Source organism: uncultured Caldilinea sp. (assembly GCF_937128415.1).
In the GTDB taxonomy this organism is placed as follows: Bacteria; Chloroflexota; Anaerolineae; order Caldilineales; family Caldilineaceae; genus Caldilinea.
The window spans coordinates 26,567-44,252 of sequence record NZ_CAKZMJ010000053.1 but is presented as its reverse complement, the minus strand read 5'-3'; the positions used below and the strand labels follow the sequence as shown (position 1 = coordinate 44,252).

General features: G+C 62.1%; 14 protein-coding genes. 9 read left to right on the top strand and 5 right to left on the bottom strand.

Annotated features, from left to right (window positions below):
• From Q0367_RS07770 to Q0367_RS07740, 7 genes are all read left to right on the top strand, one after another.
• Positions 1 to 2,695 (top strand): SDR family oxidoreductase (locus Q0367_RS07770; protein ID WP_298981435.1); only part of this gene is annotated, 2,695 nt, incomplete at its 5' end.
• A 169-nt stretch (positions 2,696 to 2,864) separates the two neighbouring features.
• Entirely contained in the window at positions 2,865 to 3,263 is a 399-nt protein-coding gene (locus Q0367_RS07765; RefSeq protein ID WP_298981434.1) for a type II toxin-antitoxin system VapC family toxin, read from the top strand.
• Positions 3,260 to 3,484 carry a type II toxin-antitoxin system Phd/YefM family antitoxin gene (locus tag Q0367_RS07760; RefSeq protein WP_298981433.1) on the top strand — a complete coding sequence of 75 codons (225 nt, stop codon included), beginning with the start codon at positions 3,260 to 3,262 and terminating at the stop codon, positions 3,482 to 3,484. Before Q0367_RS07765 ends, Q0367_RS07760 begins: the two co-directional genes overlap by 4 nt.
• Before the next feature lie 43 nt (positions 3,485 to 3,527).
• A complete protein-coding gene (locus Q0367_RS07755; protein WP_298981432.1) occupies positions 3,528 to 4,469 on the top strand; it encodes a 4'-phosphopantetheinyl transferase family protein in 942 nt (313 codons plus the stop codon).
• Between the two features lie 73 nt (positions 4,470 to 4,542).
• Positions 4,543 to 6,078: an acyl-CoA carboxylase subunit beta gene (locus tag Q0367_RS07750; protein ID WP_298981431.1), complete on the top strand. Its 1,536-nt coding sequence runs from the start codon at positions 4,543 to 4,545 to the stop codon at positions 6,076 to 6,078.
• 13 nt (positions 6,079 to 6,091) lie between these two features.
• Positions 6,092 to 7,588: an acetyl/propionyl/methylcrotonyl-CoA carboxylase subunit alpha gene (locus tag Q0367_RS07745; RefSeq protein ID WP_298981430.1), complete on the top strand. Its 1,497-nt coding sequence runs from the start codon at positions 6,092 to 6,094 to the stop codon at positions 7,586 to 7,588.
• 10 nt (positions 7,589 to 7,598) lie between these two features.
• On the top strand, positions 7,599 to 8,093 hold the full coding sequence (locus Q0367_RS07740) for a biotin/lipoyl-containing protein (RefSeq protein WP_298981429.1): 495 nt from the start codon (positions 7,599 to 7,601) through the stop codon (positions 8,091 to 8,093).
• A gap of 34 nt (positions 8,094 to 8,127) precedes the next feature.
• Here the strand turns inward: Q0367_RS07740 and Q0367_RS07735 are convergent, their stop codons facing one another.
• The 5 genes from Q0367_RS07735 to Q0367_RS07715 all read right to left on the bottom strand — a co-directional run bounded on the left by Q0367_RS07735 (position 8,128) and on the right by Q0367_RS07715 (position 12,839).
• A complete protein-coding gene (locus Q0367_RS07735; protein ID WP_298981428.1) occupies positions 8,128 to 9,075 on the bottom strand; it encodes an ABC transporter ATP-binding protein in 948 nt (315 codons plus the stop codon).
• Positions 9,076 to 9,112: 37 nt separating this feature from the next.
• Positions 9,113 to 10,057: an ABC transporter ATP-binding protein gene (locus Q0367_RS07730; protein WP_298981427.1), complete on the bottom strand. Its 945-nt coding sequence runs from the start codon at positions 10,055 to 10,057 to the stop codon at positions 9,113 to 9,115.
• Positions 10,058 to 10,130: 73 nt separating this feature from the next.
• Entirely contained in the window at positions 10,131 to 10,778 is a 648-nt protein-coding gene (locus tag Q0367_RS07725) for an efflux RND transporter periplasmic adaptor subunit (protein WP_297630702.1), read from the bottom strand.
• A gap of 13 nt (positions 10,779 to 10,791) precedes the next feature.
• Positions 10,792 to 11,946: an ABC transporter permease gene (locus Q0367_RS07720; protein WP_297630705.1), complete on the bottom strand. Its 1,155-nt coding sequence runs from the start codon at positions 11,944 to 11,946 to the stop codon at positions 10,792 to 10,794.
• Between the two features lie 98 nt (positions 11,947 to 12,044).
• A complete protein-coding gene (locus Q0367_RS07715; protein ID WP_298981426.1) occupies positions 12,045 to 12,839 on the bottom strand; it encodes a TetR/AcrR family transcriptional regulator in 795 nt (264 codons plus the stop codon).
• A 56-nt stretch (positions 12,840 to 12,895) separates the two neighbouring features.
• Between Q0367_RS07715 and Q0367_RS07710 the strand changes: the two genes are divergently transcribed.
• Together Q0367_RS07710 and Q0367_RS07705 are read left to right on the top strand one after the other, a co-directional pair.
• Positions 12,896 to 16,066 carry a glycoside hydrolase family 2 TIM barrel-domain containing protein gene (locus Q0367_RS07710; protein WP_298981425.1) on the top strand — a complete coding sequence of 1,057 codons (3,171 nt, stop codon included), beginning with the start codon at positions 12,896 to 12,898 and terminating at the stop codon, positions 16,064 to 16,066.
• 44 nt (positions 16,067 to 16,110) lie between these two features.
• On the top strand, positions 16,111 to 17,628 hold the full coding sequence (locus tag Q0367_RS07705; RefSeq protein WP_298981424.1) for a gluconokinase: 1,518 nt from the start codon (positions 16,111 to 16,113) through the stop codon (positions 17,626 to 17,628).
• The last annotated feature ends 58 nt before the right edge of the window (positions 17,629 to 17,686 follow it).

The window sequence follows — 17,686 nt, the reverse complement described above, 5'->3', positions numbered from 1 at the left end:
GTTCGGCATCCCCTTCCAGGAGGGCTTGAATCTGCGCGACTATCCGACGTTGCAGAGCGTGATCGACTTTGTGCGCAAGATGCGTCCCGACCTGGGAGAGGCGAAGGTTGAAGTGCAGGAGGCGCCTTCCGAAACCCAATCCTCTCAAACCGTCGCTTCTCCATCCCCGATCCAAACCATCGGTGCGCTGGAAGACGCCGATCGCATCCCCCGTCGCGTGCCGGTTCCTGTCCTACGACCTCCGATCGACTTCTGCAAACCGACCGGCGTAACAATCGGCGCAGACAGCCGCATCGTCGTCATGCTCGACCGGGGCGGCGTTGGGCAGAAGCTGGTGGAAAAGCTGCAGAAGCGCGGGGCCACCGTGCTCACGCTCGAGCCAGGCGTGGCCACGGACGCCCTGGACTCTCAACTTAAGACATGGCTGTCCGAGGGTAAGATTCAGGGCGTCTTCTGGCTGCCGGCGCTGGACGTCGAGCCGCCGATCGAGGAGATGACGGCGGAGGAGTGGCGCGAGCACAATCGCGTGCGCGTGAAGAATCTTTATACGACGATGCGTGCGCTCTACGACAGCGTGAGCGGCCCGAACACGTTCCTGGTCTCGGCGACGCGACTGGGCGGTTTGCACGGCTACGGTCCGGTTCCCGCCGTCGCGCCGCTAGGTGGCGCAGTCGTAGGTTTCACCAAAGCCTACAATATGGAACAGGCCCTGCGTGAAGGCGGCAAAGGCGTCACCGTCAAAGCCGTCGACTTCGAGGCGTCGCGCAAGACGGTGGAGCCGGCCGAACAGCTGATCGCCGAGGCGCTCTTCGATCCAGGCGTCGTTGAGGTTGGCTACTTTGAGGGGCAGCGCTACGCCGTTTCTCTGGAAGAACAGCCGGCCAGGGACGGCGCTCCCGGCATGGCGCTCGGCAAGGACACCGTCTTCGTGGTGACCGGGGCAGCCGGCGGCATCACCAGCGCCATCACGGTGGACCTGGCGGCTCACAGCGGCGGCGTCTTCTACCTGCTCGATCTGGTGCAGGCGCCGGCGCGCGACGACAAATACGTCACCCTCTTCCGCCAGGGACGAGAGACGCTCAAGCAGGCGTTGATTGCGGAGGCGAAGGCGGCGGGCGAAAAGGCGACGCCCAAACAGATCGACGACCGCATCCTGGCAATCGAGCGACAGGAGGCTGCGCTGCGCGCCATCGAAGCCGTCGAGGCGGCGGGCGGAACCGCCCACTACTACAGCCTTGACCTGCGCGACGGCGACAAAGTGGCGGCGGTGATCGAGGAAATCCGTCAGCGCCACGGCAAGATCGACGTGCTGCTCCACGCCGGCGGGCTGCTCCTCGACCGCACCCTGCCCAACAAGGAGCCGAACCAGTTCGCCCTGGTCTACGACGTCAAGGCCGACGGCTTCTTCAACCTGCTCAAGGCGGCCAGGGGAATGCCGATCGGCGCAACGGTCAGCTTCAGCTCGGTGGCCGGTCGTTTCGGCAACAACGGTCAGACCGACTATTCGGCGGCCAATGACCTGCTCTGCAAGATCACCAGCAGCATGCGGACCTGGCGACCGCAGACGCGCGGCATCGCCATCGACTGGACGGCGTGGGGGCAGATCGGCATGGCTTCGCGTGGCTCGGTGCAGCAAATTCTCGAATCGCTGGGCGTGGACATGCTGCCGCCGGAAGCGGGGGTGCCCACCATTCGCCGCGAGCTGACCTACGGCGGCGCGCGCGGGGAGGTGGTCGTCGCCGGCCGTCTCGGCGCCTGGCTCGATGAAAAGGACCCCACCGGCGGCCTCGATGTGGATAAACTCAACGCCTGGCTCGCCGCGCGCGAGCGACCGCTCTTGATGGTCGGCGCGGTCAAGTCCTATCGGCTCTATGGCGGCCTGGAAGTCGAGACGACGCTGGACCCGAAGGTGCAGCCCTTCCTCTTCGACCACGCGCCGGACGAAGGAACGCCCTGGCTGCCCGGCGTGATGGCGACCGAGGCGTTGGCGCAGACGGCGACGGTGGCCGCGCCCGGCTATCGCGTGGCGAGCGTCGAGCATGAGGAGATGTTGGGCGCCTTCAAATTCTTCCGCATGGAGCCGCGCACGCTCCACCTGAGCGCAACGGTCAAGCCGGCAGGCGGTGGCGAGCTGCTGGCGAGAGTGACGCTGCGTTCGGTCACCAAACCGGCGAAGGAGGGGCTGCCGGTGCAAGTTAAGGAGCACTTCATCGCCGACGTGCGCTTGACGACGGCGCCGGCGGAGAAGCCGACCCTCCCCTTCACGCCGCCGGCCGCCGAAAGCCTGCCGATCACGGCGCAGGAAATCTACAAGACGTTCTTCCACGGTCCGGCCTATCAGGTGATCGAGCGGGCGGGCGTCGACGGGGAAAAGTGCATCGCCTTGATGGCGCACAGTCTGCCCGCCGATGCAGAGCCGGCCCACGCGGCGTCGCTGATGGCGCCGAGGTTAGTGGAGCTGTGCTTCCAGGCTGCGGCGCTGTGGCATACGCACGTGAAGCAGGCGATGGCTTTCCCGCTCGGCTTCGAGAAGGTGATCGCCTATCGCCAGCCGGAGGAGGGAGAAGGGCGGCGGCTTTACTGCATCGGCGCCACGCCCAACGACGGCGAGCGCTTCGACGCCACGGTGGTCGACGAGGCGGGCAACGTCTTTGTGACGCTGACCGGCTATCGCACGGTGGGGCGACCGGCGTAAGTTTTTGAGGAGGCGACTTTTGACGTAAAGATAAAACATAGCCCATCTAACACATTCTTCCAGGAAGCTCCAACAGGAAGCTTCCTGGAAGATCGTTGACTTCTCCAACGACTTGGGATACTATAATTGTACATATGTACAATTATCTGAGGGGGATTAAAAGTACAGAATGGAAATAGTTATTGACGCATCGGCGATCATTGCTGTGATACTCAATGAGCCTGAGAAGCCGGCGCTCATTCAGGCGACGTATGAAGCGAATTTGATTGCGCCCTTTTCGATTCACATTGAGATCGGAAACGCCTTTTCAGCGATGTTAAGACGTCAGAGACTTGGTTTGCAACAGGTGGTCGATGCGTTGGCGATCTATCAGTCCATCCCAATCCGTCTGGTTGATGTAGAACTAGAAGAGTCGCTTCGATTGGCATCGAGACTTAATGTTTACGCGTATGATGCGTACTTGCTTCGTTGTGCAGAGAAATATCACAGTGCATTGCTAACGCTTGATCGATCTTTACAGTCAGTTGCAAAGATGTATGGAGTTCCTGTTGTGGAGATAGAGCGATGAGCGCTGTATACACCTATAGTGAAGCGCGCCAGAATCTTGCGTCCCTGCTCGACAAGGCGGCAGCCGAAGGCGAGGTGCGCGTAAGACGTCGTGATGGAAGTGTATTTGTCATCAGACCAGAAAAAGCGACAACGTCTCCGCTTGACGTCGAAGGGATTGACGTAGACATTTCGACGGAAGAGATTCTCGAATTTATCGCAGAGGGGCGTCGTTACGCGTAGGTGACGTAGATGCGAACTAGCTGTAGCAATTTCAGGATTCCTTATGATCCACTGGCTGATCCAGTCGTTTGACGACTGTCCCGAAATTTTGCGCAGCGACGTCCCGCCCGCCTGGCTGGGGCCGGCCGAGCGACGGCGCCTGGCCAGCTTGCGGGTCGACAAGCGCCGCCGCGACTGGCTGCTCGGCCGCTGGACGGCCAAGAATCTGGTGCAGCGCTACCTGGCGGAGACGAGGGATGAAAGGCCGGCGTTGAACGAAATCTATATCGGCGCCGACCCTGACGGCGCGCCCTACGCAGCCCGCTGCGAAGGTGAAGGCGGATGGGGCGACCTGTTCGAGCGCCTCCCGGTCTCGCTGAGCATTAGCCATAGCCACGGGGTGGCGTTCTGTGGACTGATCGAAAGCTTTAGACCCAGAGATGGATGCCTTTCCCTGTCTTCCCGCTCCTCTGCACCCCGAACACCTCGTCTTCTTCCATCCCTGGGCTGCGACATTGAGTTCATTGAACCGCGTGAACCGAGTTTTGTGCGCAGTTATTTTACGCAGGCGGAGATGGCGACGGTGGAGCAGGCGTACCATGTCCTGCCGCACCGGGTGTATTGGGCGCCTGCACTGACGAGCGCATTCAAATGCACCGCCGACGCCCCCGCCGGCTTTAGCCTGTCTCTTCGAGTGGACGTTGGGCGGGGCGCAGGCGAAGCCAGTGCTGTACACAACGCTGCAACGCCCGCCGCAGGCGACGTTCTCGCCACCGTCATCTGGAGCGGCAAGGAGGCTGCTCTGAAGGCGCTGCGCGAGGGGTTGCGCCTGGATACGCAGCGCATCGCCTGCCTGTTCGATGTTGCAGCAGCAGCGTCAACGCAGGATTGGAAGCCGTTCCGAATCGATGTAGACGAACAGCTAGGCGCTCAGTTTCCCGGCGTCTGGTCAGGCTGGTGGCGCTTGCATGGGCGTCATGTGTTGACTGTGGCGGTGCTCGCATGAGCAGAAGCCTGGGCGAAGCTTGCGGGCGACGTTGAGAAGCTATCCCTTACAGACAGGAAATGGAGGTGCTCCGTTGGAAGCGTATATCAAAAAACTGCGCGAGCGAAAAGCGATCGCTGCGGGCACGGAGAAAGACGTCGAAACTCAACACAAAAAAGGACGCCTGACTGCACAGGAGCGCATCGATCTGCTCTTCGACCCCGGCACCTTCTGCGAGATCGACACACTGGTGACGCCCCGCTATGAGAAGTACATGGATGGCCGCAGCTCGCGCTACGGCGACGGCGTGATCACCGGCTTCGGCGAGATCAACGGGCGCAAGGTCTTCGTCGCCTCGCAGAACGCAGCGGTGATGGGCGGCTCGCTTGGGGAGATGCACGCCAACAAGATCGTCAAGGCGATGCAGATGGCGCTGAAGTACGGCTGCCCCTTCATCGCCCTCAACGACTCCGGCGGCGCGCGCATCCAGGAGGGCGTCGATTCGCTGGGCGGCTACGCCAGAATCTTCGACGCCAACTGCGAGGCCTCGGGCGTCATCCCGCAGATCAGCGTAATTCTGGGGCCGTGCGCAGGCGGCGCCGTTTACTCGCCGGCGTTGACCGACTTCGTCTTTATGACCCAAAACTCCTACATGTTTATCACCGGCCCAGAGGTCGTCAAGGCGGTGATGCAGGAGAACGTCAGCTTCGACGAGCTGGGCGGCGGGCTGGTGCATTCCAAGGAAAGCGGCGTCAGCCATTTTCTTGCCAAAGATGACGCCGAGTGCCTACTCAAGGTGCGCGAGCTGCTCTCCTATCTGCCCTCGAACAATCAGGAAGACCCGCCCTACATCCCCCCCATCGACGATCCCGATCGTCGATGTCCGGAGCTAGAGGAGATCGTCCCGATCGATCCTCACAAACCCTATGACGTGCGCCAGGTGATCCGCACGATCGTGGACGATGGGCGCTTTTTTGAAGTGCATGAGCTGTGGGCGGAGAACATCGTCGTCGGCTTTGCACGGCTTAACGGCTACGTGATCGGCGTCGTCGCCAACCAGCCGATGGTGTTGGCGGGCTGCATCGACATCAAGGCCAGCATCAAGGCTGCGCACTTCATCCGGCTGTGCGACGCCTACAACATCCCTATCGTCACGCTGCAGGACGTGCCGGGCTTTTTGCCGGGCGTCAACCAGGAGTACGGCGGCATCATCCGCAACGGCGCACGCATGATCTATGCTTACTCCGAGGCGACCGTGCCCAAGCTGATGATCATTTTGCGCAAGAGCTACGGCGGCGCCTATTGCGTGATGAGCTCCAAAGGGCTGCGCGGGGATCTGCTCTACGCCTGGCCGAACGCCGAGATCGCCGTGATGGGCGCCGAGGGGGCTGTGAACATCCTCTTCCGCAAGCAGGTGCAGGAAGCGGAAGACCCCACGGCGAAGCGCCGAGAGTTGGTGGCGGACTACGAAGAGAAATTCAACAATCCCTACGTCGCAGCTGCGCGCGGGCTGATCGACGACGTAATCGAACCGCGCGACAGTCGCCGCGTGCTGGTGCGGGCGCTCGATGTCACGCTCTCCAAACGTGAGACGCACACACCGAAGAAGCACGGGCTGGCGCCGATGTGAGGAGCGATTGCTTATGTTCAAAAAAATTTTGATTGCCAACCGCGGCGAGATCGCCACGCGCATCATCCGCACCTGTCGCGAGATGGGAATCTGGAGCGTGGCGCTCTATACGCCGACGGATCGCGATTCGTTGCATGTGCGCCTGGCTGATGAAGCGCACCTGTTGCACTCGCCCAACCGCTACGGCGACGCCGACGAGGTGCTCGCCATTGCCAAAGCCGCTGGCGCCGAAGCGATCCATCCGGGCTACGGCTTCCTTGCGGAAGAGGCCGACTTCGCCGAGCGCTGCGCCGCCGAGGGCGTTGTGTTCATCGGCCCGCCGCCTGCCGTCATCCGCGCCGTGCGCAACAAAATGGAAGCCATGGAGACAGTCAAACGCGCCGGCCATCGGGTTCCGGTCTACGCCGAGCTGCCGGACGCCTTCGCCGACGAAGCTGCATTGCAACGGGCGGCCGCGCAGGTCGGCTATCCGTTGGTGGTGAAGTCGGCGCGAGGCGGCCGCGGGCGCGGGGCGCGCGTGGTCATGCACCCAGACAAGCTGGCGGAAGCGGTGCGCTCTGCGCGTCGAGAGGCGCAGTTGATCTACGGCGATGATCATCTCTATCTGGAGCGAGCGATTGCCCCCTCCCATTATCTTTCGGTGCAGGTGCTGGCCGATGTCCATGGCAATCTCGTCCATCTCGGGGAGCGAGAAGGTTCGCTCCTGCGCCACAATCAAAAGCTGATCGAGGAATCCCCTTCGCCGGCGCTCAACGACGCACAGCGCAGGGAGTTGTGGGCGGCGGCCGTTGACATTGCGCGCCTGTTCAATTTTCAAAACACCGGCGCCGTCGAGTTTTTGGTCGATAGTGCAGGCCATTTTTTCTTCACAGAGATCAAGGCGCGCATCCAGATCGAGCACGGCGTCAGCGAGATGGTCTCTGGGATGGATATCGTGCGCGAGCAGATTCGGATCGCAGCGGGAGAGCTGCTCTCGCGCACCCAGGAGCAGATTCGGCTCGAGGGCTGGGCGATGCATTGTCGCATCAACGCCGAAGACCCTTGGAACGACTACCTGCCCAGCCCTGGCCGGTTGACGCGCTTCCGCCTCCCTCAGGGGCCGGATGTGCGCGTTGACACCTACGGCTACGCCGGTTGCGCCATCCCAGAGCGCTTCGACCCGTTGTTGGCGAACCTGATCGTCAAAGGCGACGACCGCGCCATGTGCCTCAGCCGCATGCGTCGGGCGCTGATGGAGTTTCGCATTGTCGGCGTGCAGACCAATGCGCCGCTGCACAAGCAGCTCATCCAACATCCGGCTTTCGTCGCCGGCGCCTATGACACCAACTTCATGGCGCGTTTCCGCTTCGACGTGAGCGCCAACACCAACGAAGAAACCTGTCGGGACCTGGTCGCCATTGTCGCCGTCGCCTACCTGATGCGTCGTCGGCTCGACCGACCGGTCACGCCGACGCGTTTTTTGAGCGGATGGCATCGTTCGGCGCGACGACTTCCCTCACGATGGGCGTAAGGAGAGAGCGATGCATAAGCTGACCATCCTGGTTGAAAACCAGCCCCATGAAGTCGAAGTGACGCCCAGTCGCGCGCGGCCGGGGGAGTTTATGGTGTTTGTCGACGGACATCCGCTGACCGTCTTTGTCCCGGACTTCGACAGTCCGGAGCTGGTCGACTGGATGATCGTCGATGACCGACCCTACGAGTTCATCCTCAGCCCCGACCTGCGCGTGGCGCAGATTTACAGCGGCCGTTACGACATTGTGGTGCGAGACAAGGAGGCAGGCGGCGCGCGGCCCGCTGTAGGCGACGGTCGCGTCAAGGCGCCGATCCCTGGGCTGATCACGCGCGTCCACGTTGAGCCCGGGCAGGTGGTCGACGTCGGTCAGCCGCTGTTGGTGTTGGAAGCCATGAAAATGGAAAACGAAATCCGCTCGCCCATTCGCGGCGTTGTCCATCATCTTGCGGTCCAACCAGGCCAGACGGTGGCGCTGGGCGAGGTGATGGTTGAAATTCAATAAGGGCCGTTCGATCTCTTCTGAGAACTTTCTCGGCTCATAACGCATCTGCGGCGGTCGCCAGCGTCATGAAAACGTCCTCCATTGTGGGGACGCCGGGCGTCAGTGTTTGGACGTGGATGGAGCGGTCAAGCAGGGTGCGGCGGATTGCGTCTGACGAGACGTTCGGTGGAAGCACGACGCGCAGATGATCGCCGGCCAGCCCTGCACGTAAGACGAACGGCTGCGCCTCCAGGCAGTCGAGGGCGTCGAGCAGTGGATCGGCGTGCACTTCCCACACTTGTCCGGGCAGGGAGCGCTTAAGCCTTTCCGGCTCATCGAGCGCCAGCAATCTGCCTGCGCGCATGACGCCAACCTGTGTGCAATACTCAGCCTCATCCATGTAATGGGTCGACACCATGACCGTGACGCCTTGCGCCGCCAGATCGTAAATCAGCTCCCAAAATGCCCGTCGCGCCACCGGATCGACGCCGCTGGTCGGTTCATCGAGGAAGAGCAACGGAGGTCTGTGGATGATAGCGATCGCCAACGCCAGCCGCTGTCGCCATCCGGTGGAGAGGGTGTTTACGCGCTGTTTGTCCATTCCCGCCAACCCCAGGTTGTGTATGATTTCGCGAAGCCGCGCCGCGTCGTTGATGCCATAGACGCCGGCATAGAAGGCCAGATTTTCAAGCACGGTCAACTCGCCATAAAGCGCAAATTTTTGTGACATGTAACCGGTGCGGGCGCGCACCGCCTCAGGATGCCTGGTGACATCCAGCCCTAGCACTTCGGCGCGCCCCGCGCTGGGGCGCAACAGCCCGAGCAACATGCGAATTGTCGTCGTCTTGCCCGAGCCGTTGGGGCCTAAGAAGCCCAACACCTGACCGGCGGCGACATCCAGGTTCACGTGGTCAACCGCCACAAAGTCGCCGAAGCGTCGTGTAAGGTTCTCCGTATGGATGACAGTTCGTTCCGCGCTGTTGTGTGCGATGCGTCCTTGCATTTCTGCGCCTCTGTATCGAAGCACGCTTATCGCCAGATCAACCTTTTTCTTCGGCGCCCTCCGCCAACTCGATGAAGACATCCTCTAACTGCGGCTCAATAGGCTGCAGGTTTTCGACGACGCCGCCCGCCGCCCGAATCGATGCCTCCAACCTCACCAGCACAGCCTCCAACGCCCCCGGCGCCACGCGCACGTGAAAGCGGGCCCCAAAGCGGTGAACCGCTTCCACCGCCGGCTCGGAGCGCGCAAGCGCTGCCACCAGAGGCGCAGGCCCACCGGTCAACTCAAGAACGCGGCCGGCGAGTCGACGCCGCAGGTGAGCCGGGGAGCCTTCCTGAATGATGCGACCATTGCGCATGAACCCGATGCGCGTACAACGCAGCGCTTCGTCCATATAGGGCGTGCTGACGAGGACGGCCACGCGTCGACGGCGCAGCAAAGGTAGCAGCAGCCGCCAGAAATCCTGTCGAGTCACCGGATCGACGCCGGTCGTCGGCTCATCGAGCAGAAGAACGCGTGGTTCGTTGATCAAGGCCAGCGCCAACCCCAGTTTTTGTTTCATTCCTCCCGAAAGTTGTCCGGCGCGGCGATTGCGAAAAGGAGTCAATCCAACAAAGTCCAAAATTTCCTGGCTGCGTTGCATCCACTGCGCCCGTTTCAATCCCCGCACTTCGGCGAAAAAGCGTAGGTTTTCCTGGACGGTGAGCTCTTCGTAAAGGGCGAAGCGTTGCGCCAGGTAGCCGATTTGCTCGCGTGCGCGCTCGGCCTCGCTGCGCATATCAAAGCTGTCGATCAGGATGCGCCCCGCATCCAGGGTCAGAGCGCCGCACAGGAGGCGTAATACTGTGGTTTTTCCGGCGCCGTCGGGCCCCACCAACCCATAGATCTCGCCGCTCGGAATGCGTAGCGTGAGGCCGGCGACAGCGCGTCGCTCACCAAAGAATTTGTACAAGTCTTGGGCGTCGATTAAATAGTCGGACATCGGATTGTTTTCGCTCTGTTTGAGATGCACGAGTGGAGCCATGCTCGGACGAAGGACATCGCCGGCCAACTGCTCAGTCGTTTAAATCTCCGAAGTTGACATCCGCCGGCATCCCGGGCTTGAGCTTTCCAGCCCCAGACGCAAGATCGAGTTTGACGGCGAAGACCGTCGTTTTGCGGCTGTCGGTGGTTTGCACGTTGCGCGGGGTGAATTCCGCATGATCGGCGATATGGCGCACCGTGCCGGTGAAGACCTCGCCTGGGAACGAGTCGACCGTGATCGGATAGATTGCACCCAATGCGATTCGTCCGTAGCGATCTTCTGGGACATAAACGGTCACCGTCAGATGGTCGAGGTCGGCCACGGTGATCAGCGGCGCGCCCGGTGCGGCAAATTCGCCGGGCTCCACAGAACGATAAAGAACCACGCCGTCAATGGGCGTGCGAATCCGTTCCCGAGCGGAGGCGTCGCGCACAGCGATGCTCGGCCGCACGGTCGCCACAACTTGATCCCTCGCCACGCGCTCGCCTTCGACCACCAACACTTCATCGACGCGTCCACCAAATTCCGAAGCGAGGCGCACCTCTGTTGCCTCAATTGCGCCGGAAACGATCAATGCATCGTCTTTGCTGAACGCAGGCCAGACCAGATAATATCCCGCCAGCGCCAAAAGCAACAGCAAGACCAAAACCGGAATCACGCGACGAGGATCGGGATGCATAGACCGTTCTCCCCTAATCCAGACTTTTGCGAAAACGCATCACGGCGGCGCTCATCACCACCAGGGCAAAGGCGCCTAACGCCATCACCTCCGGCCACAACGCAGAGAACCCGACGCCCTTGAGGACGATCCCGCGCACAATGATCAAAAAATAGCGTAGCGGAACCACATAGCTCACCAGTTGTAGCCACGTCGGCATCGCCGCCAGGGGAAAGAAAAATCCGGAGAGAAAGATCGAGGGCAACAGCGTGAACATTGTGGTCAACATCGCCTCTTGTTGCGTATTGGCGACGCTGGAAATGAGGAGGCCGATGCCGAGCGTCGTCACCAGAAAGAGTGCGGTGAGTGTGAGCAACAGGCCCAGATCGCCGTTGATCGGCACGTGAAAGAGCACCACGCCGATGGTAAGCACTTCGATTGTGTTGAGGAAAGCGATCAGCACATAGGGCGTCAGCTTGCCGACGATCAATTCCCAGGGGCGTAGAGGGGTCACGATCAGTTGTTCGATGGTGCCCCGTTCGCGCTCGCGCACAATCGACGTCGCTGTGAGCATCGTGGTCAGATATTGCAGGATAATGCCGATCATGGCCGGCACCATGTAGTAGGCGCTGATGAGGCCGGGGTTGAACCAGACAATGGTGCGCACATCGATCGGCTGCGCCGTCATCACCGTTTGACCACGCGTCTGCAGTCGTTCGACGGCCAGGCGCGTCGCCTGCGCCTGGCCGATCAATTGGGCGGCGGCTAAGGCCGTGCTCGCCACCGTTGGATCGGAGCCATCGAGCACGAAGGCGACCTGCGCGTCGCCCCAGCCGGCCAGCGTTCGACCATAGCCCGGCGGAATCATCAGTCCTGCGCGCACGACGTTGCGGTCGATCAAATTGCGCAACTCCTCTTCAGAGTCGACCCACTGCGTAACCACAAAATAGTCTGCGACGCGATAGGCGTCGATCAGCCGACGCGAGGCAGGCGTGCGGTCTCGATCGAGCACGGCAAGCGCAATGTTGCGCACGTCGTTCGTCGCCGCGTAACCGAGCAAAATCATCATCACCACCGGCATGATGAAAGTCATCGCCAGTGTGCGCGGATCACGCGTGATCTGGATAAATTCTTTGCGGATAAGACTGATCAGACGCGCGTACGTATGTGCGATCCCTTGTGAATTCAATGTTTCTAAATGTCTCGATGTAGAGTCTTCTTTGAGAGCTCCATCCGCTCGGCGTCGCCCCTCTCTTCCGCTGTTTCATCTGGACGGTTTGCGCCCTTTTACGCCATCACGCCATGGAGATAGATATCAATAAACACCTCAAGCGCATCTTCGCCCATCAGAGAGCGCAGTGATGGCGGCATCATTGCCTCCGTGATGTAATAAGAGAAGAAGAAGCCAAGAAAGGAGCGCACCAGCAGCAAGGGAGGAATCGCGCGCAGCCTCCCTTCTCCAGCCTGGATCACATCGAACAGGGGAGTGAGCTCCGGCGCAATTTGCTCATAAAGAGCCGGTAAATGCATGCCATTGAACTCCACGATCTCGATGAACATCAGGTGGAGCAGGTCGCTGCGCTTCTCCAACTCGCCGACGAGTCGTCGGGCCGCGTTGCGAAGGAGCGTTTCCACCGTCTTTCCTTCTGTCGCTCGTAAAACAGGCAGAATCGTGTGATAGGGATGACGCTCGAAAAGCACCGCCTTCCAGATTTCCTCTTTGCTTGCGAAGTGCGCGTAGACGCCGCCCAACGTGAGACCCGCGCGCTGCGCAATCTGGCGCATGGACGTGCCATGATAGCCCTGACTCATAAACAGGACGTAAGCAGCCTCCATGATGCGGGATTGCGTCTGCTCTCCCTTTCGCGTCAGTTCCTCATGCATCAGCCAGACCTCTATAAAAAAAAACGGACGTTCGTTATTATTTTGGATCGTTCCATAGATTGCGTCACCGGCCATTTGGGGAGTCTTTTGAAAAATTGATGGGAGGGAAAGGCATCCGCCGTTCTGCTTTCTCTTTCTTGTTGGCCCCCTTCTTGTGGCACAATGGTGCGGAAATTCATAATTGCGCAACCCGTTCATCGCACAATCCATTCCACAACGTGAATAACAAGAGCTTGAAACAATAGGACATTGAAATGGACGCGCAGACAATCACTCCCGCAAGCAGCGTAAGGATCGACCGTTCGGAGCCGCTGCCTCTGTTGTTTCTCGCCGGGCAGCCGAGCTGGAAGATGCCGCAGCTCACCAGCCTGAACCGACTGCCCCCGCGCGCGACGCTCTATCCCTTCCCCACCGCCGACGATGCGCTGCACAGAGCGCGCGAAGAGTCGCCCTGGTTCCTGTTGCTCAACGGCGTCTGGGATTTCAAACTCTTCGCAGCGCCAGAGCGGGTCACCGGCGCCGCGCTGCACGACGGCGCATGGTCGCCGATCCAGGCGCCCGGCGTCTGGACCATGCAGGGCTACGGCCGGCCGCACTACACCAATGTGCAGATGCCTTTCCCCAACCTGCCGCCGGACGTCCCCGACGCCAACCCGACCGGCGTCTATCGTCGTATGTTCACGCCGCCGGAGCACTGGCGCGGTCGGCGCGTCGTGTTGCATTTCGGCGGCTGCGAAGGCGCGCTCTACGTCTATCTCAACGGCCACGCGATCGGCCTGAACAAGGACGCGCGCACGCCCGCCGAGTTCGACGTCACTCGCTATGTACGCTTCGATGGGCAGAATGAGCTGCTCGCCGTCGTCGTGCAGTGGTCGGACGCCGCCTTCATCGAAGATCAGGACATGTGGTGGCACGCCGGCCTCCAGCGCGAAGTCTTTTTGTACGCAACGGGGACGCCGCATCTGCAGGACGTCTTTGCACGCGGCGACCTCACCGACGACCTGCGCAATGGCGTGCTGCGCATCACGGCCAAAGCCGGCTTCCCCGGCGGCGACGTCGCAGGCTGCACGCTGGAGGCGCAGCTCTACGACGCGCGCGGCAAAGCCGTCTTCCGCAAGCCGCTGCGCGCCGACTTCAGCGCACCCGACTTTCCGCGCGGCGAGGTCTCGCTTGAGGCGGAGGTTGCCAAACCCAAGCTCTGGTCGGCGGAGACGCCCAACCTGTACACGCTGGTCGTCACGTTGAAGACGCCCAACGGCGAAGAGAGCAGCCGCTGCACCGTCGGTTTCCGCAAGGTCGAGATCCGCGACCGCAGCCTGCTCATCAACGGCAAGCGCGTGCTGATCAAGGGAATGAATCTTCACGACCACGACGATGCGACCGGTCGCGCCCTCACTCGCGAGCGCATGGAGAGCGATCTCCAGCGCATGAAGCAGTACAACGTCAACGCCATCCGCACGTCGCACTATCCCAAGGACCCGCATTTCTATGACCTGTGCGACCGCTACGGCTTCTACGTCATCGACGAGGCCAATATCGAGTCCCATGCCTTTTATCGCGAGCTTTGTCGCGACCTGCGCTACACGCACGCCTTCGTCGAGCGCGTGCAGAACATGGTCGAACGCGACAAGAATCATCCTTGCATCATCCTTTGGTCGCTGGGCAACGAAAGCGGCTATGGCCCCAACCACGACGCGGCTGCAGGCTGGGTGCGCGGCTACGATCCGAGCCGGCCGTTGCACTATGAGGGCGCCATCTCCATCTGGGCGGGCGGCAACTTGCGGGGCGGCGAGCGCGTCACCGACGTCATGTGCCCAATGTACCCGGAGATCAGCCGCATCATCGCCTACTCTGAACAGAACGCCGATCCTCGTCCGCTGATCATGTGCGAATACTCGCACGCCATGGGCAACAGCAACGGCAGCCTCGCCGATTACTGGGCCGCCTTCGAGCAATATCCGGCGCTGCAGGGCGGCTTTATCTGGGAGTGGCTCGACCACGGCATCCGCCAGACGGCCCCCAACGGTGAAAGCTATTGGGCCTACGGCGGCGATTTTGACGACGTTCCCAACGACGCCAACTTCTGCGCCGACGGCATCGTCTGGCCGGACCGCACGCCGCACCCGGCGCTCAACGAGTTCAAATACCTGGCGCAGCCGGTGCGCGTCGAACCGGTGAAGCTCGCCAAAGGCCGCGTGCGCATCCTCAATCGATGTGACTTTTTGAACCTAGGATGGCTGCGCGGGGAATGGGAGCTGGTCGAGGACGGCGTGGTGATCGCCGGCGGCAAATTGCCCAAGCTCGACGTCGACCCTGGCGAGGGGATCGAAGTGACGCTGGAGGAGGCGACGCCCTGGTTGAGCGGCAAGAAAGCGACCGACGGGGAGTGTTTTCTCAACTTCCGTTTTTATCAGCGCAACAAGACGTTATGGGCGCCGGCCGGGTATGAGGTCGGCTGGGTTCAGCTCGATGCGCCGACCCGAGTGCGCAGTAAACGCAAGGCGCAACGCGCCGATTCGACGGCGGCGGCGGTCGAAGTCGTCGAGCGCGACGAGCAGATCATCCTGCGCAGCGCGTTCAGTGAGGCGGTGTTCGATCGACGGGGCGGTCTGCTTACGGCGTTCGGCGCACCGGGGCGCAATATGTTGGTGCGCGGGCCTCGGCTCAACGTCTGGCGCGCAGCGACGGACAACGACGGCATTCGCCTGCTGGAGAACCCTGCATGGAAGGCGCTGCCGCGCTGGCTGGCCTTGGGCCTGAACGCCGTCCAGTTTCAGCTTGCAGAAGTTCGCCTGATGCAGGAGTCGCGCAACCCGGTCGTCGAGGTCGTGCATCGGGCGAGCGGCCGCAATCGATGGAGCGATTTTACGCACATCCACCGCTACGCGCTCCTGCCCGACGGCGCGCTTGAGCTGTACAACGAAGTCCATCTCGGCGACGACGTGACCGACATTCCGCGCGTGGGCGTCGATCTGGCGCTTCTGCCCGACTTTGAGCGACTCGAATGGTATGGCCGCGGCCCCTGGGAAAATTACAGCGACCGCAAAGCCTCGGCGATGATCGGCCGCTATCGCAGCACGGTGACGGAGCAATATGTGCCCTACATCATGCCGCAGGAGCATGGGCACAAGACCGACGTGCGCTGGCTCAAGCTGACCGACGGGGACGGCTATGGTCTCTATGTCCAGGGCGCTCCAATCTTTGAGTTCTCGGCCAGCCACTTCACCGCCAACGATCTCTTCCAGGCAAAACACACCTACGAGCTGACCCCGCGGCCGGAGGTCTACCTGAACCTGGACGCTGCGCATCGCGGCCTCGGCACGGCAAGCTGTGGGCCAGACACGCTGCCGCAATACCGACTGTTGGAGCGCGTCTACCGGTTTGGGTGGACGCTGCGCGTGGCGCAGGCAGGCGGCTCATCTTAAGACCCATTGCATGGCGCCATGTCCATTGCGACGAGGACGGCGCCATGCAGGCGCTCGCAGTGGATTTCGCAAAGATGGATGACTTCACGTTGCTTGTGCTGGATATCGGCACGTCCTCGACGCGGGCGTTGCTGTTCGACGGTCGCGCGCAGCTGTTGACCGATTCCATTGTCCAAATTCCCAACGCGCCGCGCGTCACCCCGGCCGGCGACGTAACCTTCGACGCCGACGCGCTCTTTGCAGCCGTGGTCGAGGCGGTCGATCGCACGTTGGCGACGCCCGCGGCGCAGCGCCGAGCGGTGCGCGCCGTGGCGGGATGCACCTTCGTCGCCAATGTCGTTGGGTTGGATGCGCAAGGTCAACCGTTGACGCCGCTCTTCACCTACGCCTCTCCCGGATGCGCAGAGGCGGTGGCCGAGTTGCGCTCTGCTCTGGCCGCGGGCGGCGTCCGCGCTGTGCACGACCGCACAGGGTGCCCGCTGCACACGTCGTACCTGCCTGCGCGTTTTCACTGGATAACAAGACAACATCCGGAGTGGCTGAACCAGGCGCAGCGTTGGCTTTCCATCGGCGACTATGTGCTCTGGCGATTGACGGGTTCAACTTGCACGAGCTACAGCGTCGCATCCTGGACGGGTCTGCTCAATCGCCGCACGCTGCAGTGGGACGAGGAATGGCTGGAGCGGCTGCAACTTTCCGTTGAGCGCCTGCCGCCCTTGGTGGAAGCTGCGCCGCTTTCGGTTGGCTTGCAGCCGGAATGGGCGCGTCGTTGGCCGGCGTTGCGCGAGGCCGTGTGGATTCCTCTCATCGGCGATGGCGCCGCCGCCAACGTGGGCAGCGGCGCCGTCTCGGCGCAGCAGGTGGCGTTGACCATCGGCACGACGGGCGCCATGCGCGTCGTCGTCCCCGCCGAGCAGCCCGCCGTGCCCGACGGCCTCTGGCTCTATCGCGTGACGGCGCAAGAGGCATTGCTCGGCGGCGCAACCACGGAGGGCGGCAACCTGCTGGCGTGGCTGCGCGAGACGCTGCGTTTGCCCTCTCTGCCGGAGATCGAGGCGGCGATGGCAGCGGCGCCGCCCGCTGCGCACGGCGTGCACTGCCTGCCTTTCATCGCAGGCGAGCGGGCGCCGGGCTGGAACGAGGCTGCGCGAGCCGCATTGATCGGTTTCACCCAGTCGACGACGCCGCTCGATCTTTACCGCGCGGCGATGGAAGCCATCGCCTATCGCTTCGCCCTGATCTATCGGCGGCTGCAACCGTGTCTGCCGGAGGAAGGGCGCAACAGCGCCATCGTCGCCAGCGGCGGCGCCTTGACCGCGTCCCCTTCGTGGCAGCAAATTGTGGCGGATGTCTTGGGGCGCCCGCTGACGCTTCTGCAAGAGGTCGAGCTCTCGGCGCGCGGGGCGGCGATTCTTGCGCTGCGCAGTCTGGGCGTCCTGCCGGCGTTGGACGCTCTCCCGCCATCCCTGGCGGCGACGATTCAGCCGGACATAGCTCGCCATCGACGCTATCAAGAGAGGATCGAGGAACAGTCGGCGCTGTATGCGCGCCTGTTCGGGTGAAGGCGAGTCGCGTCGGACGGAGGGTTTGGTCGCTCCCTCTTTTGTCGCTAGAATGGTG

Bases quoted from the DNA above. Each gene is read 5' to 3' on its own strand.
- Q0367_RS07725 (WP_297630702.1), bottom strand. From the start codon at position 10,778: ATGCATCCCGATCCTCGTCGCGTGATTCCGGTTTTGGTCTTGCTGTTG.
- Q0367_RS07755 (WP_298981432.1), top strand. From the start codon at position 3,528: ATGATCCACTGGCTGATCCAGTCGTTTGACGACTGTCCCGAAATTTTG.
- Q0367_RS07730 (WP_298981427.1), bottom strand. From the start codon at position 10,057: ATGTCCGACTATTTAATCGACGCCCAAGACTTGTACAAATTCTTTGGT.
- Q0367_RS07715 (WP_298981426.1), bottom strand. From the start codon at position 12,839: ATGAACGGGTTGCGCAATTATGAATTTCCGCACCATTGTGCCACAAGA.
- Q0367_RS07705 (WP_298981424.1), top strand. From the start codon at position 16,111: ATGCAGGCGCTCGCAGTGGATTTCGCAAAGATGGATGACTTCACGTTG.
- Q0367_RS07765 (WP_298981434.1), top strand. From the start codon at position 2,865: ATGGAAATAGTTATTGACGCATCGGCGATCATTGCTGTGATACTCAAT.
- Q0367_RS07740 (WP_298981429.1), top strand. From the start codon at position 7,599: ATGCATAAGCTGACCATCCTGGTTGAAAACCAGCCCCATGAAGTCGAA.
- Q0367_RS07745 (WP_298981430.1), top strand. From the start codon at position 6,092: ATGTTCAAAAAAATTTTGATTGCCAACCGCGGCGAGATCGCCACGCGC.
- Q0367_RS07735 (WP_298981428.1), bottom strand. From the start codon at position 9,075: ATGCAAGGACGCATCGCACACAACAGCGCGGAACGAACTGTCATCCAT.
- Q0367_RS07760 (WP_298981433.1), top strand. From the start codon at position 3,260: ATGAGCGCTGTATACACCTATAGTGAAGCGCGCCAGAATCTTGCGTCC.
- Q0367_RS07710 (WP_298981425.1), top strand. From the start codon at position 12,896: ATGGACGCGCAGACAATCACTCCCGCAAGCAGCGTAAGGATCGACCGT.